Below are 13,877 nucleotides of genomic sequence, written 5' to 3'. Positions count from 1 at the left end.
AAGAGGACAAAAATGAGCTCAGTAGGACTCGAACCTACGACAAACGCCTTAAAAGGGCGCTGCTCTACCACCTGAGCTATGAGCCCAAAAGTCATTTTATGACTATCAAAATTAATAGTATATTTAATTTCCAATAATGTCAAGTTAAATTAGCATAAAAATTAAGAACTTTATACCAAAAAGGCACTTAACAATTTGAGCTGCACAGGACTTGAACCTGTAACCAACGGATTAAGAGTCCGATGCTCTACCACTTGAGCTAGCAGCCCAGTTTATTAATTTGCTAACAATAAGAATAAGTTTTTATAAATTGAATGTCAAGGTTTACTGTTGTTTTTTTTTAATTCTTCTAGTAAATTTTTTGCTTCTAGATTATTAGGAGAGATCGTAAGGAGTTTAATTAGTGCTTCTTCTGCTAATATTTTATTATTTGCATTTATTCTTGATCTTGCTAATTTTATTAATAAATTTTGGTTATTAGGAGCAAATCGTAATGCATTTTCGTATGCAAAATCTGCTTCATTATATCTTTTTAACTCATAGAAGGAATCTGCAATCAAATTATAAACTTTTATTATTCTTGCGCCCTTGGAATCAAGGCTAATATATTCTTGAAAGTATTTTAATGCATTCTCATAATTTTTTTGGAAAAAATAAGCTTCTCCTAGTGCTTGAATAATTCTTATGTCATATTTTTTAATGCCAAGACCCACAATAGCTTCTTTTTCAGCTCTTTTGTATTCTCCTATAGCTATTAAGCTCCATATCAATATTGTTCTAGCATCTAAGTTGTTAGGACTTAACCGAATTTCTTCTAACGTATTTGAAATAGCTTCTTTAAATTTTCCTTCTTTATAGAGAAGGAGGGAGTCTTCTTTTTCCTTAAGCTGCGATTGTCCAAATAATAAGATTGAATTGGATAGCAGAATTAAAGTTATTTGTAATAGAAAAAAGAATTTCATTCTTCAAAATCCTCCATTTCACAATTCCCCTTAAATATTGCTCCAGAATCAATAAAAAGTTCTTTGGTTTTAATGTTTCCTATTAATTTGCCGGTTTTGTAGATTTTAATTGTTTTTAAAGCCTCAATATTTCCTTTTATTTTTCCATGATTTAGTAGGTGTTGGCATTTTATTTCAGCTTCAACACTAGCTTTTTCCCTTAGATAGATTGAGTTTGATGAGTTTATTAAGCCCTTAAGCTTTCCTTCTATTATTATTGGTTTATTACTTTCAATATATCCTTCAAATTCAAAATTTTTTTTAATTACATTTTGAGTACTACTTTCTTCGAATTCTAAACTATCTATGCTCATTGAAACCTCTAAAAATGAATGCTTTAACTTAAAAGCATTCATTTTTGATTGAATTTTTCATAAAAATGTTTTTTTATTGTTATTTTAGTCGTTTCTTCTTTGGCCCAAAAATCTTAGAAGATATAAGAATAAATTTATAAAATCTAAATAAAGCTTAAGTGATGCTACAACTGCCATTCTATTTTTTATTTCAGTATCGTCTTGTAGCATTCTATCCATTTTAGCAATATTTTGAACGTCATAAGCTGTTAGTCCTGTGAATATGATTACGCCTAAAATAGATATAAGGAAATTAAGGCCTGAACTTCTAAAAAACATATTAACAAGAGATGCAATAATAATTCCCCATAAGCCCATTATTAGATAGCTTCCCATTTTTGTTAGATCTGTTGTTGTAGTGTATCCATAAACAGACATTCCAAGAAATGTTCCAGCAGTAATTCCAAATGTAAATACTATTGATCCTTGTGTATAAATCATAAATATAGAAGATAATGTTACTCCTGTTAGTGCTGAGTAGAGTAGAAAAAGAGCTGTTGCAGTATTGCTTGATATCTTATTAAGAGCGCCACTTATTGCATATACAAGTCCAAATTGCATAAGTATTATAGTCATAAATGACATTGGATTTGAGAATATTATTGCTTTTATTGCTTGATTTTCTGAGGTTGCATATGCAAATATTGCTGAAATTAAAAGTCCAATTGACATAAGCCCAAAAACTTTGGCTAAAAATTTATTTTTTATTAATATTTCTTGTTTTTCTTGTGTTAAGTCGATCATAATAAAGCCTCCTTATTATTGTTTAAGATTTGTTTTGATCGTTAAATTTTTTGCGAAGTTCATCAAATATGGCGCTTGGAACTTTTCCATATTTTAAGAATTCCATTGAGAATTCTGCTTTTCCTTGGGTAGAGGATCTAAGGACTGTTGAAAATCCAAACATTTCACTTAAAGGCACCTCAGCTTCAACTTTTGAAAAACTTCCATCTTCTAGTGAACCTGTTATTATTCCCCTTCTTTGGTTTAAAAGTCCAAACATATTTCCTTGGAATTCAGTAGGCCCCTCAAGGGTAACTTTCATTATTGGCTCAAGAATTGTAGGTTTTGCTTTTTCATAAGCCTCTCTAAAAGCACCAATTGCTGCTAATTGGAATGCAATATCAGATGAGTCAACAATGTGATATTGGCCATCATTGATTGTTATTTTTATATCAACTATTGGAAAACCAATTAATGTTCCTTTTTCCATTGCCTTTTGGAAGCCTTTGTCACATGATGGGATGTATTCTGTTGGGATTACTCCTCCTTTTATCAGATTAACAAATTCATATGTTTCTCCTTCTTTATTAAGAGGTTCCATAAATCCAGCAACTCGTCCAAACTGACCAGCTCCCCCAGATTGCTTTTTGTGAGTATAATTGAATTCAGCTTTTCCTGTAATTGTTTCTCTATAGGCTACTTGTGGCATGCCGGTTTCAACTTCTGCTTTAAACTCTCTTTTCATTCTTTCAATGTAAACTTCTAAGTGTAGTTCTCCCATGCCTTGAATTATTGTTTCGTTTGATTCAATGTCAACATAAGTTTTAAATGTTGGATCTTCTTTTGTAAATCTTCCAAGAGCTTTAGCCATATTGTCAGCAGATTTTTTGTCTTTTGGTTTTACAGAAAGAGAAATTACTGGGTCTGGAATAAACATTGATGTCATTGAATAATTGATTGATGGATCACAAAATGTATCTCCTGATGCACATTCTATTCCGAATAAAGCAACAATGTCACCGCTTCCTCCAAATTCAATATCTTCTGTATTATTAGCGTGCATTCTGATAAGTCTTCCGACTTTGAATTTTTTAGAAGTTCTTGAGTTGATAAGTTCTTGTCCTTTTTTTAAAGTTCCTTGATAGATTCTAACATAGGTTAATTGGCCGTATTGTCCGTCTTCAAGTTTAAATGCAAGAGCCACAGTTGGTAGATCGTTGTCAATTTTAAGATCGATTTCTTTTTCATTATTATTGAGGTCAAGAGCAGTGTTTTTTATATCATGAGGGGATGGTAAAAATCTAGTTACAGCATCTAAGAGCAATTGCACCCCTTTGTTTTTATAAGCAGAACCCATAAATACAGGGCATAATTTTAAAGCCAATGTTCCTGTTCTAATTGCATTGTATATTATTTCAATAGGGACATCTTTACCTTCCATGTGTAGTTCCATAAGTTCATCATTAAAGTCTGCAAGAGCATCAAGCATTATTTCTCGTTTCTTTTTTGCTTCTTCTAATAGATCTAAGGGTATTTCTTTTTCTATTATTTCTGTTCCATCTTTTCCCTCAAAATAGTAGGCTTTCATTAATACAAGGTCTATAACTCCAATATGTTTATCTTCTAACCCAATTGGAATTTGCATTAAAACGGAGTTTAAGTCAAGTTTTGATCTTAGTTGATCTTTTACATTGTAGGGATTTGCTCCAATTTTATCGCATTTGTTTACAAATGCAAGGCGTGGCACGCTGTATCTTTTAAGTTGTCGATCAACAGTTATTGATTGGGATTGAACTCCAGCAACAGAGTCAAGAACTAATATTGCTCCGTCAAGCACCCTAAGAGATCTTTCAACTTCAATTGTAAAATCTACGTGACCTGGTGTATCAATAATATTTATTGGAAAATCTTTCCATTCAACGTGAGTTGCAGCTGATGCTATTGTGATTCCTCTTTCTCTTTCAAGTTCCATTGAGTCCATTGTTGCGCCAACTCCATCTTTACCTTTTACTTCGTGAATTGCATGAATTTTGTTGCAATAAAAAAGAATGCGTTCTGTAAGAGTGGTTTTTCCTGAGTCGATGTGAGCGCTGATACCTATGTTTCGTAATTTATTGTAGTCCATTAGACATTGTTCCTCCTGATGACATTTGAGTAGAAGATTAACTATCTTAGTAATTTTACAAAATTTTTTTTTAAAAATCTATCTCATAGCATTTTATACTATTAAATATTTTGAAGTTTAAACTATTTAACACGATGTTTGCAGTTTGCTTGATTAAAGTTACATTAATGTATATCCTTATATTAGGGAATATATCATTTAGTAGATTTTGATTTTATTGATTAAAATTTTTTATTTAGTGAATTAACTCTTACTTTATTATTATACTCCTAAGATAATTATTTGGAGGAATTTGAGTTGGAAACTTTAACAATATCTAATGAATTGAGCAAAATATCACAGGTAGGTTATGATTCTTCTGTGTCTGAGCTTTCTGTATTTTTTAAGGATGGAAGAGCTTATAAGTATTTTAAGATCGAACCAAGACATTTTAGTGTAATATCTAAACTTATTGAGGACAAAAGATCAGTTGGCAAATATTTAACAGAAAATATATTTAACAAGTATGACCAAGAAAAGCTTTAATTTGTTTTTTAGATAGTATTAAAAGCCCTTTTGTTTTTAAACAGGAGGGCTTATTTTATGGTTAGCTTTTAGAGTAATAAATTTTATTCTATAATCATCAATATGGTTTGTTTAATTTTAAATTTTAATAACATTGAAGTTTAATATTTTGATTATTGTTAGATTTAGCGCTAGTTTACTGCTTTAAATAATTTAAATTAGTATTAAGGATTTAGGTAAATTTTTTATGTATAAATTACTATTTGTTATTGTTTTTATTTTGTCTTGCAGCTCTATTTCTAGGGAATATCAAAACATATCAGGTGAATATTATAAGCTTGCTAAATTAAATGAAGAGCTTGGTAATAATGAGACTTCTGTTTTGCTTTATGAAAAATCTATTAAATTTAATATTAATGCTGGCAATGATTCAAGTTACAATTTTATTTTAGCTTGCATTAATTTGAAAAAATATGTAGAAGCTGAGTTGAAACTCAATTCCATTATAAAAGAAGATCCAGAAAATATTTTGTTAATTAATTTGAAAGGATATTTATTCTTTAAAAAAAATGATTTAGATAATGCTTTGATTTATTATTTAAAAACTCTAGAATTTGCACCTGCAAATAAAGAGGCGCTATTTAATATTTTTTACATTTATCATTTAAAGAGCGATAAAAAGAATGCAAAAAAATATATTTTAAGATATAAAGAGCTAAATCATCCTATGCCAAGCGGTGTTGAAGAAATAGTTTCTTCTATTATCAAGGGTTAATTTTTTGCTTACTTTTTTACTTTGTCATAATTATTATATAATAAGGTATGCAATATAAACTCTGTTTTATTTTTCATAAATTTTTGTAGGAGATTTTGTATATGATGAGGCTTAAATTTTTAATTTTATGTTTATTTGGGATTTTTGTGGTTAATGGTTTTGCAGATACTAATTTTGAATTTAATTTTGGTGGTGGGGTTGCTTTTCCTGTTAGTCCCTTTTCAAGCTTTTATAATGAGGCTTTAGAGATTAATGCAAAGCTTAAGCAAAATTTGCCTTCAGATTTATCCCCAATGGAAAAAGAAGGTATAGTTCAAAAATTTTCCGATTTGGCCAATATTGCTAAAGCTGGATTAAGATATGGGACTTATGCTCAATTTGGTGCTAAATTTGATGATTTTGTTTCTATTGGAGGTGAGCTCATGTTTGACATAAACCTTTTTAAAGTAATAAAGCGTTCAGATGGAACTGCAAATGAAAATTTTTCGTTTGTTATGGCAATAACACCGAGATTTTATACAAAATTAGATTTTTTTGTTTTGGCTTTAGCGTTTTTCACAGGTCCTAAAATTAATATAGCTACTGCTGCTGCAGATTCTGTTTTAGCAGAAATGGGAACAATAGGTTGGGATATTGGTGCTAGGCTTTCATTTTCTTTTTTAATTCTTGAAGGTTACTATGTTTGGAATATTCAAAACTTTAAATTTTCTGATTTTAAGTTTGGGATAGGATTTGAATTTGGAATTGTATAGTTTAGTCAATTTTGTTTTTAGGATTATGCATAATATTTGTTTTTGATATTAATAGGATTTTTCGATTTTTCTTTTTATTATTAAAGCTAAATTATTTTAATGACCTTGCTTTAAAAAATTTTTAGTTATTTTCGTGTTTATAAATTATATTAATTGTCAAATGAAAGTTGTTAAGGTATTTTTTAAAAAAATAACGAGGAGTTAGGTGAATTTACTTAAAAAAAAATCAATAGGAATTATTGCTTGTCCTGGGGGCAAAGTTTTCGCCAATAAAATAATAGAAGAGCTTGAACGAATATTTATAAATGTTGAAAATGATATTGTAGATAGTATATGTCAAGATTCTAAAGCCTTAAAGGAGGAAATTTTTAAGATTGAAAAAGTTTTATCTCCTTTTTTAGAAGGGCTTAGTTTATCTACTTTTAAAAGTAAAGAGCCTTTAGAAATTCCTGTAAAATTTGTTAAATTCGCCAATGGTGAATTTAAAACTGAAATTTTAAAAACAATTAGGAATAAGGATATCTTTATTGTCCAGGATGTTGCTAATACTTATGAAGTTGAGATAAATAGTAGTGAAAAAATTATTATGACAGTTAATGATCATATAATGAATTTAATGACAACAATAGATGCTTGTATGCAGGCTAAAGCCAACTCAGTTAGTGTTATTATTCCATCTTATCCTTATTCAAGGCAAGATAAAAAACATTCAAGAGAATGTTTAACGGCAAGTCTTATTGGAAGATTTTTAGAAGAGTTGGGAATTAGGCATATTTTAACCTTGGACATTCATTCAAAGGCCATTGAGAATGTATTTAGAAAGGTTTATTTTGAAAATTTAAATGTTTCTTATGAAATCTTTAAGTCTCTTGGGGATTTGATTGACATCAGAGATTCTAATTTAGTTATTGTTTCACCTGATACAGGTGCTGTAAGTAGAAATAAATTTTTTGCATCAAGTCTTAAGAGTCCTCTTGCTTTGCTTTATAAGGAGAGAGATTATTCAAGAGTTTCAAATGATGTTACTGATTCAAATATTTCTGTAACCAAACTTTTAGGAGATGTTGAAGGTAAGAATGTTTTTATGAGTGATGATATGTTGGCTACTGGGGGCACTCTGATTAAGGCAATGAAATTGCTTAAAAGCATGGGCGCTAAAAAGATTATATGTGGGATTAGTTTGCCCTTTTTCAATGGAGATGCTATTAAATATTTTGACAAAGCTTATGAGGAAGGGTATTTTTATAAAATAATTGGAACGAATGCTGTTTGTCATAATGATGAGTTAATAAATAAACCCTGGTATCATGAAACTAATGTTGCACATCTTTTTGCGAATGCAATATTTGCAATTTATAATAAAGTTGGTTTACAAAAGATTCTTGATAGAAGAGACGATATTCAAAAATTGATTACTAAGGGCTAGTTTATGAATTCCCTTAGTATTGATATTGGCACTAGTGTTTTAAAGGCAGCATTAGTTAGTTCTGAAAATGGAGTTTTAAGTTATATTGATGTTAGTTATTCGGATTATTTTGATGTCGATTTCGAAAATTTTGACTTCAATATATGGCTTTTTTCTTTTAAAAAGGCTATATCCAATTTTCAGTCTAGCAAAATAGATTGCATTTCTATTAGTGGTATTTCACCATGTTTAATTGCTTTAAATTCAAATTTAATTCCTTTAGAAGTGTTACATTGGAATTCCCTTAAAAAAAATAAGCCCTATTTTAGAGGAAAGTCTGTATTTTTGCCCTATGTGCTTAGTACGGTTGAAAGAGGCACATATTCTAAAATAAGCTATTTTGTTTCCTGTTTTGAGTATTTTATTTATTTGCTTACAGGAAAGCTTTTTACAAGTTTCCCAAGCATAGAGTACATTCCCTTTATTTGGGATGATATAGAGATAAAAAAATATGGACTTGATAAGAACAAATTTCCTCCGTTTATAAAAATGGGGGAAAATGTTGGCGTTGTAACCTATAAAGCAGGAGTTGAATTTGGACTAAATAGCGGAATTAGTGTAATTAATGCGGGATCAGATTATTTGAGTGTTTTAGTAGGAAGCGGTGCTTTTAAAGAGGGAATTGTATCAAATAGAATGGGTACAAGTGAAGGGTTTAATTTTGTTTCAAGTGCATATTTACCCGGATTTTCTTTGGAATATCCTTATTTTTTAGAAGGATATTTTATTGTTGGGAGAATTGTTCCTTTTGGATATTTGATTCAATTATTAAAAGACAGTTTTTATAAAAAAAATTTGACTTTTGAGGCTCTTTTAAAAAAGATTGTTAACAGTGCCACTTTAAATAATGTATACTTTTATCCAAGCAAAATTAAACTTTTTAATGATCTATTTATTTTAGATCCTTATATTTGTAAAGATTTAAGTAAAGGAATTTTTGGTAGTATTAAAAATCCGTTAGAGATTGGTTTAGCAATACTTGAGTTTGTATGTTTTGCTTTTTACAACAGATTGGTAGAGTTAAAAGCCTATAAAAAAGAAATTTTGAGTATTTTTGTTAGTGGATCTAATTCTGATAATTTGTTTTTAAATCAAATAAAAGCAAATATTATTGGCAAAGATTTAAAGATTTTTGATTTTAAGCATTCAGAGATTATTGGGGGAGCAATTCAAGCATTCTATTCTTTAAGAGAATTTGGCAGTTTGAATGATTCTTTTCTAAAGCTTGCAAAGATTAAGCATGTTGTTTCGCCTATTAGTGAGATTCATGAAGAATATTTAGAAAAATATCAAAAATATATTAATAATTATAGTCTATTTGTTAACGGGTAATATATAAGTTTCTTTAAATTCGCTTATTCCTGTTATTTTTTTAAAGTCTGCTTTTGCTTCTGATTTCGTTTTATAAGGACCAGATCTTACTCTGTAAATATCTTTATTATCCACTGTTGCAGAATATATTTTGGCAACTATATTATATTTGAGTAATTTTTGAATATAGTTGTCTGCATTGATTGGGTCTGAGAGTGATACAAATTGTATGTAATATTCTGTATTAGGGTTATATACGCTATCAATATCTAAAGCTTTTTTGGCTACGGGTTGAGATTTTTCAATAGGTTTTAATTTTTGAGAAGTATTAGGTATTTTTTTGGCTACGGGTTGAGATTTTTCAATAGGTTTTGATTTTTGAGAAGTATTGGGTATTTTTTTGGCTACGGGTTGAGATTTTTCAATGGTTTTTGATTTTTGAGAAGTATTAGGTGTTTTGCTTGTAAGTTTTTTTCCTTTATTTAAATCTTGTGTTAAATCTATGATTATTTCATTTGGAGTTTCAGATATCTTTAAAGATTTTTCATTTTCGTCAACGTTTTCTAAAATGTTTTGATCTTTGGCTTCTTCTAAAACAATATTCTTCTCTGCAATATCTGAGGCCAAATTTTTGTTTGGAAAGAAAATAATTGTCCCAAGAAATATTATGATACAAACTGTTGCAATCGAAGTTAATGCTACAAAAAATCCTTTATTATTATCATTGTTTTCATTCAAATCTTTCATAGTTAATTATCTCCCGCATTTTTTTTTCAATTTCTTTTTCTAGATATGCATAATTCTTGTTATTAATTATATTGATTATTTTTAAGTTTATAATATTTTTTTTAAAAAAAATATCTTTTTGGATTTCGAGTATTTTATTTATTATATTTGAGTCAATACTTGGCATAGAATATGATAATCTATTTTTTATTATAGGAGTATTTGCTTTAACTACAATTATATAGTCGCAAAGTTTTTCCAAATTTATTTTAAAAAGTAAAGCAGCATTGATTATTATTTTTGTAGATTGGTTTTGAATTAGGATTTTTTTTATTTTATTAAATATGATTGGATGCGATATACTTTCAAGTTTTTTTAATTCTTTATTATCATTAAATACAAGATTTCTTATCAAGAGTCTGTCTATTTCATTCCTGGTATTTAATATTTTTTGACCAAATATTTTAACTAATTCTTCTTTTTTTTCATGTAAGACCAAGTGTCCAAGCTTGTCTGCACTTATTTCATAAAATCCATATTTATTGCTAATTATTTTAGAAACAGTATCTTTGCCAGATGCAATTCTTCCTGTTATTCCAATAATTAATGGATTTCTCCCCATGATTTGCCTGTTTCAATATTTGCTCTTAGGGGTAGATTTAATGTGTAAGCGGTTTCCATCATAATTTTTAATATTTTTTTCACCTCATTTTCCTCTTTAATAGGAGATTCAATGAGCATTTCATCGTGCACTTGTAATAGTATTTTTGATTCCATTTTTTTACTTTTAAATTCATTAAATACTTTGATCATTGCAATCTTCATGATATCAGCGGCACTTCCTTGAATTGCACTATTTATTGCTATTCTTTCTGCAGCAGATCTTTCTAGATAATTATTGCTATTAATTTCTTTTATATATCTTCTTCGTTTTAAGATGGTTTCGCTATATCCAGTGTTTTTTACGAAGTTTATTTGATTTATTATAAACTCTTTAATCTTCGGATAAGAGTCAAAGTAAGAGTTTATAAATCCTTTTGCTTCTTCTTTTGTAATTCCGAGCTCTTTTGCAAGTCTAAAATCTGACATTCTATAAATTATTCCAAAATTAATAGATTTTGCTATTCTTCTTAAGTTAGGAGTAATTTCTTTTTCCTCTATTTTAAAAAGCTTGGAAGCAGTTTCTATATGAATATCTTTATTGTTTTCAAATGCTTTAATAAGGGCTTCATCTTGTGATAAATGAGCAAGTATGGCGAGCTCAATCTGAGAATAATCAGCTGAAATAAAAATGTTTCCATTTTCCGGTTTAAATGCTTTTCTTATTTTTCGCCCTTTTTCATCTTTTATTGGTATGTTTTGTAAGTTGGGATTTATGCTAGTGATTCTACCAGTTGCTGTTCTTGTTTGTATAAAGCTTGTATGTAGTCTGTTTGTTTTATAGTTTATTAGTTCTATTAAATTATCTGTGTAAGTACTCTTTAATTTTGCAATTCGTCTGTGTTTTATGAGGTTTTCAATTGATTTATGCTGTTCTCTTAGAGATTCGAGCACTTTTATATCAGTTGAATCTTTTTTCATTTTCTCTGGTAATTTTAGATTTAATTTTTCAAATAAAATTTCATGCATTTGTTTTGGAGAATTTAGATTAAAATCAATTCCTATGCTTTTTATTATTTCGTTTTCGATTAGTTCCAATTCTTTTCCAAGTTCTTTTCCATATTCTTTTAAATACCTTTTATCAAGGTAAATACCATTTTCTTCCATTTCTATAATTACCTTATTAAAAGGCATTTCTATTTCGTGCATCAACTTATAGAGTCCGTCCCCTTTTAATTTTTCAGTAAATATATTGAATAATCTAAATGTAATATCGGCATCTTCACATGAATAACTCGTTGCCATTTCTAGAGATATATTTGCGAAGTTGTCATTTTTTTGTATTACATCTTCATATTTAATATTTTTATGCATTAAATATTTTTCTGCAAGAAAATCAAGCGATACTTTTGAGTTTGTATCAATAAGGTATGCTGCAATCATTGTATCAAAATAAGGCGGTATAGGGCTAAATCCATTATTTTTTAGTATTTTATAGTCAAATTTATAATTTTGACCAATTATTTTTGGGTTTGATTTAAAGAGATTGTTAAATTTTTGTATTATATAATGTTTTTCTATGTAAAATTTTCCTTTGGCTTCGATTGGAATATAATAACTTTCAAATTCTTTGAATGAAATAGAAATTCCAATTAATTTTGCTGTGTAGGTATCAAGCGAAGATGTCTCTGTGTCTATTGATATGTATTTAGCTTGTTTTAGACTTTCTATTAAATTGTCAAGCTCTTTTTTTGTTGTTATTGAATGGTATTTAACATTTTCTGTGTCAATTGTATTTAGGGTATTTAAGCTTTTGGCGATATATTCTTGCTCAAATAGGCTTTTTTGGCCTAAATTTTCTTCTTTTTGTTTTAAGATATCCTTTTTATAAGTTTTTATTAGAGCAACTGCTGAATGCTTTTCAAACAAAGATATTATCTCTTCACTAAAATTTTTTAAGTAGAAGTTTTCAATTTCTGGAATTTGTAAATTTTCTTCAAGACTTACAAGATCGTAGCTTAAAAAAGCGTTTTCTTTTTCTTTAATTAAAATTTCTTGATGTTTTTTATTTATTAGCTCTAAATTTGAATATATTCCTTTTAAGGTTTTAAATTCTCTTAATAAATTTGCTGCTCCTTTTGATCCAATGCCTTTTATTCCAGGTATATTGTCAGACCTGTCTCCAACAATAGCTAAATAATCTTTTATTTGAAAGCTATTTATTCCAAATTTTTTTATTACGTATTCATTGTTCATTTCAACAAAGCTGTTGTTTTCAATTTTAAGTATTTTTATGTACTCTGACATTGTTTGCAGCAAGTCTTTGTCAGGAGAAATAATATAAGTTAAATAGTTATTCTTTTCAGCTTTTTTCGCAAAACTAGCTAAAATGTCATCAGCTTCGTAGCCCTCGATTTCAAAGATTGGTATTTTTGCCTTTAAAAGACCCTCTTTTATCCATCCAATTTGAGGTATTAAATCATTCGGAGGCGCATCTCTTGTTGCTTTGTAGTTTGGATATTTTTGTTTTCTAAAAGTTGGTACTTCTGAGTCAAAGGCAATGATCAAGTGTTCAGGATTTTTTTCTTTTATTATAAAAAATAATGTTTTAAAAAAGCCGATAAATGCGTTTACATTTTCTCCTTGTGTGTTTAAAAGTGGATAATTTTTCAATACGTGATAATTTCTAAATATTATGTTTAGTGCGTCAATTAGATAAAGTTCTTTCATATTTTAATATCTAACATTATAGGTGAATTGTTTACTATAATGCAGCTTTGATGTTTTTTAATTTTTGGGATTTTTCTTTTTGAATTTACAATTTTTTGTAATAATTTATAGCAAATTTGATATTTAATATATATTTCTTCTTTTAATAGGTTAATTTCTTTAATCAAGTGGTCGAAATTATCCAATTTTTGGTTTTTGGAGGACTTCAACCATGCATTTATTGTTTTATAATAGCTTTTGATTGATTCTAATATTAAATCCTTTTTAGGATTGGTTATATTCAATATTCTTATTTCTTCTCTTTGTAATTCATTACTTTCCATTGTTAATATTAACTTTAATTCTTTTAATTCTAATAATAAATTGCTAAAATATTTTTTTAAAATTTCATTAACTGACAATATTGATTCCTAATTTATTTTGAGTAACATTATTTTCTTTTTTTCTTAACTTTTTCCAGGTAAAGCTTAATTCTTGTAATTGTTTTATAACATTGTCAATTTTATGTATTTCTTTTTTTAAAAGAACATTTTCTAGTTCTTTATTTAGAAACGAGTATATTGAGAGTAAGTTTGTAGAGATGTTTCCACCTTTTTCAAAATTTAAAGTTGACATTAATTCAGTAATGATTTCTTGTGCATGAAAGATTTTTTCATTAGCTTTAATTTTATTTTGCCAATTTTCATCTTTTATAAGTTCTTTGGCAATTTTTAAATCCTGTATTGCTTTATCATAAAGCATTATCAATATTGAGAGGGGGTTTGATGTATTTATTTGTGTTTGTTTATATATTGTTTCTTTTGCTATCAAAA

The 13,877-nt window shown here is 28.2% G+C and carries 14 protein-coding genes and 2 tRNA genes; 5 read left to right on the top strand and 11 right to left on the bottom strand.

Going from position 1 to position 13,877, the window contains the following annotated elements; genetic code table 11:
* Positions 1 to 13: 13 nt before the first annotated feature.
* The 6 genes from BLA33_RS01600 to fusA form a co-directional block, all read right to left on the bottom strand.
* Positions 14 to 86 (bottom strand) — tRNA-Lys (locus BLA33_RS01600).
* Between the two features lie 110 nt (positions 87 to 196).
* Positions 197 to 269 (bottom strand) — tRNA-Lys (locus BLA33_RS01595).
* A 48-nt stretch (positions 270 to 317) separates the two neighbouring features.
* The gene (locus BLA33_RS01590; protein ID WP_075226359.1) at positions 318 to 962 is read right to left on the bottom strand and encodes a tetratricopeptide repeat protein; all 645 of its coding nucleotides are present in this window, start codon (positions 960 to 962) and stop codon (positions 318 to 320) included.
* Positions 959 to 1,357 carry a bactofilin family protein gene (locus tag BLA33_RS01585; RefSeq protein ID WP_004791149.1) on the bottom strand — a complete coding sequence of 133 codons (399 nt, stop codon included), beginning with the start codon at positions 1,355 to 1,357 and terminating at the stop codon, positions 959 to 961. The genes BLA33_RS01590 and BLA33_RS01585 overlap by 4 nt, the downstream gene beginning before the upstream one ends.
* A 42-nt stretch (positions 1,358 to 1,399) precedes the next feature.
* Positions 1,400 to 2,098: a Bax inhibitor-1/YccA family protein gene (locus BLA33_RS01580; protein WP_029346479.1), complete on the bottom strand. Its 699-nt coding sequence runs from the start codon at positions 2,096 to 2,098 to the stop codon at positions 1,400 to 1,402.
* A gap of 22 nt (positions 2,099 to 2,120) precedes the next feature.
* Positions 2,121 to 4,202: an elongation factor G gene (gene fusA, locus BLA33_RS01575; protein ID WP_029346478.1), complete on the bottom strand. Its 2,082-nt coding sequence runs from the start codon at positions 4,200 to 4,202 to the stop codon at positions 2,121 to 2,123.
* Positions 4,203 to 4,499: 297 nt separating this feature from the next.
* Here fusA and BLA33_RS01570 point away from each other — a divergent pair, with 297 nt between their 5' ends.
* From BLA33_RS01570 to BLA33_RS01550, 5 genes are all read left to right on the top strand, one after another.
* The gene (locus BLA33_RS01570) at positions 4,500 to 4,727 is read left to right on the top strand and encodes a KTSC domain-containing protein (protein ID WP_004789464.1); all 228 of its coding nucleotides are present in this window, start codon (positions 4,500 to 4,502) and stop codon (positions 4,725 to 4,727) included.
* 226 nt (positions 4,728 to 4,953) lie between these two features.
* A complete protein-coding gene (locus tag BLA33_RS01565) occupies positions 4,954 to 5,481 on the top strand; it encodes a tetratricopeptide repeat protein (protein ID WP_029346477.1) in 528 nt (175 codons plus the stop codon).
* Positions 5,482 to 5,582: 101 nt separating this feature from the next.
* Positions 5,583 to 6,233, top strand: coding sequence for a hypothetical protein (locus tag BLA33_RS01560; protein ID WP_075226358.1), 651 nt, complete (start codon positions 5,583 to 5,585; stop codon positions 6,231 to 6,233).
* Between the two features lie 205 nt (positions 6,234 to 6,438).
* Complete coding sequence (locus BLA33_RS01555; protein WP_004792718.1) at positions 6,439 to 7,659, top strand: ribose-phosphate pyrophosphokinase; 1,221 nt, start codon at positions 6,439 to 6,441, stop codon at positions 7,657 to 7,659.
* 3 nt (positions 7,660 to 7,662) lie between these two features.
* A complete protein-coding gene (locus tag BLA33_RS01550; RefSeq protein ID WP_029346475.1) occupies positions 7,663 to 9,030 on the top strand; it encodes an FGGY-family carbohydrate kinase in 1,368 nt (455 codons plus the stop codon).
* Here BLA33_RS01550 and BLA33_RS01545 read toward each other — a convergent pair.
* From BLA33_RS01545 to fliS, 5 genes are read right to left on the bottom strand one after another with little or no spacing between them, the layout of a single operon-like run.
* Entirely contained in the window at positions 9,013 to 9,756 is a 744-nt protein-coding gene (locus BLA33_RS01545) for an SPOR domain-containing protein (RefSeq protein WP_075226357.1), read from the bottom strand. The genes BLA33_RS01550 and BLA33_RS01545 overlap by 18 nt on opposite strands.
* A complete protein-coding gene (gene coaE / locus BLA33_RS01540; RefSeq protein WP_029346474.1) occupies positions 9,740 to 10,357 on the bottom strand; it encodes a dephospho-CoA kinase in 618 nt (205 codons plus the stop codon). Before coaE ends, BLA33_RS01545 begins: the two co-directional genes overlap by 17 nt.
* A complete protein-coding gene (gene polA, locus BLA33_RS01535; protein ID WP_029346473.1) occupies positions 10,339 to 13,065 on the bottom strand; it encodes a DNA polymerase I in 2,727 nt (908 codons plus the stop codon). The genes coaE and polA overlap by 19 nt, the downstream gene beginning before the upstream one ends.
* Positions 13,062 to 13,466, bottom strand: coding sequence for a hypothetical protein (locus BLA33_RS01530; RefSeq protein WP_029346472.1), 405 nt, complete (start codon positions 13,464 to 13,466; stop codon positions 13,062 to 13,064). The genes polA and BLA33_RS01530 overlap by 4 nt, the downstream gene beginning before the upstream one ends.
* On the bottom strand, positions 13,456 to 13,875 hold the full coding sequence (fliS, locus tag BLA33_RS01525; RefSeq protein WP_004790951.1) for a flagellar export chaperone FliS: 420 nt from the start codon (positions 13,873 to 13,875) through the stop codon (positions 13,456 to 13,458). The genes BLA33_RS01530 and fliS overlap by 11 nt, the downstream gene beginning before the upstream one ends.
* Positions 13,876 to 13,877: the final 2 nt, after the last annotated feature.

Source organism: Borreliella garinii, assembly GCF_001922545.1.
Taxonomy (GTDB): Bacteria; Spirochaetota; Spirochaetia; order Borreliales; family Borreliaceae; genus Borreliella; species Borreliella garinii.
The sequence above is the reverse complement of the archived record's forward strand: the minus strand, read 5'-3'. Positions and strand labels throughout refer to the sequence as shown.

What these genes read in the sequence shown, in the direction of transcription:
- BLA33_RS01550 (WP_029346475.1), top strand. Translation starts at nt 7,663, where the DNA reads ATGAATTCCCTTAGTATTGATATTGGCACTAGTGTTTTAAAGGCAGCA.
- BLA33_RS01590 (WP_075226359.1), bottom strand. Translation starts at nt 962, where the DNA reads ATGAAATTCTTTTTTCTATTACAAATAACTTTAATTCTGCTATCCAAT.
- coaE (WP_029346474.1), bottom strand. Translation starts at nt 10,357, where the DNA reads ATGGGGAGAAATCCATTAATTATTGGAATAACAGGAAGAATTGCATCT.
- BLA33_RS01545 (WP_075226357.1), bottom strand. Translation starts at nt 9,756, where the DNA reads ATGAAAGATTTGAATGAAAACAATGATAATAATAAAGGATTTTTTGTA.
- BLA33_RS01580 (WP_029346479.1), bottom strand. Translation starts at nt 2,098, where the DNA reads ATGATCGACTTAACACAAGAAAAACAAGAAATATTAATAAAAAATAAA.
- BLA33_RS01585 (WP_004791149.1), bottom strand. Translation starts at nt 1,357, where the DNA reads ATGAATGCTTTTAAGTTAAAGCATTCATTTTTAGAGGTTTCAATGAGC.
- fusA (WP_029346478.1), bottom strand. Translation starts at nt 4,202, where the DNA reads ATGGACTACAATAAATTACGAAACATAGGTATCAGCGCTCACATCGAC.
- polA (WP_029346473.1), bottom strand. Translation starts at nt 13,065, where the DNA reads ATGAAAGAACTTTATCTAATTGACGCACTAAACATAATATTTAGAAAT.
- BLA33_RS01560 (WP_075226358.1), top strand. Translation starts at nt 5,583, where the DNA reads ATGATGAGGCTTAAATTTTTAATTTTATGTTTATTTGGGATTTTTGTG.
- BLA33_RS01565 (WP_029346477.1), top strand. Translation starts at nt 4,954, where the DNA reads ATGTATAAATTACTATTTGTTATTGTTTTTATTTTGTCTTGCAGCTCT.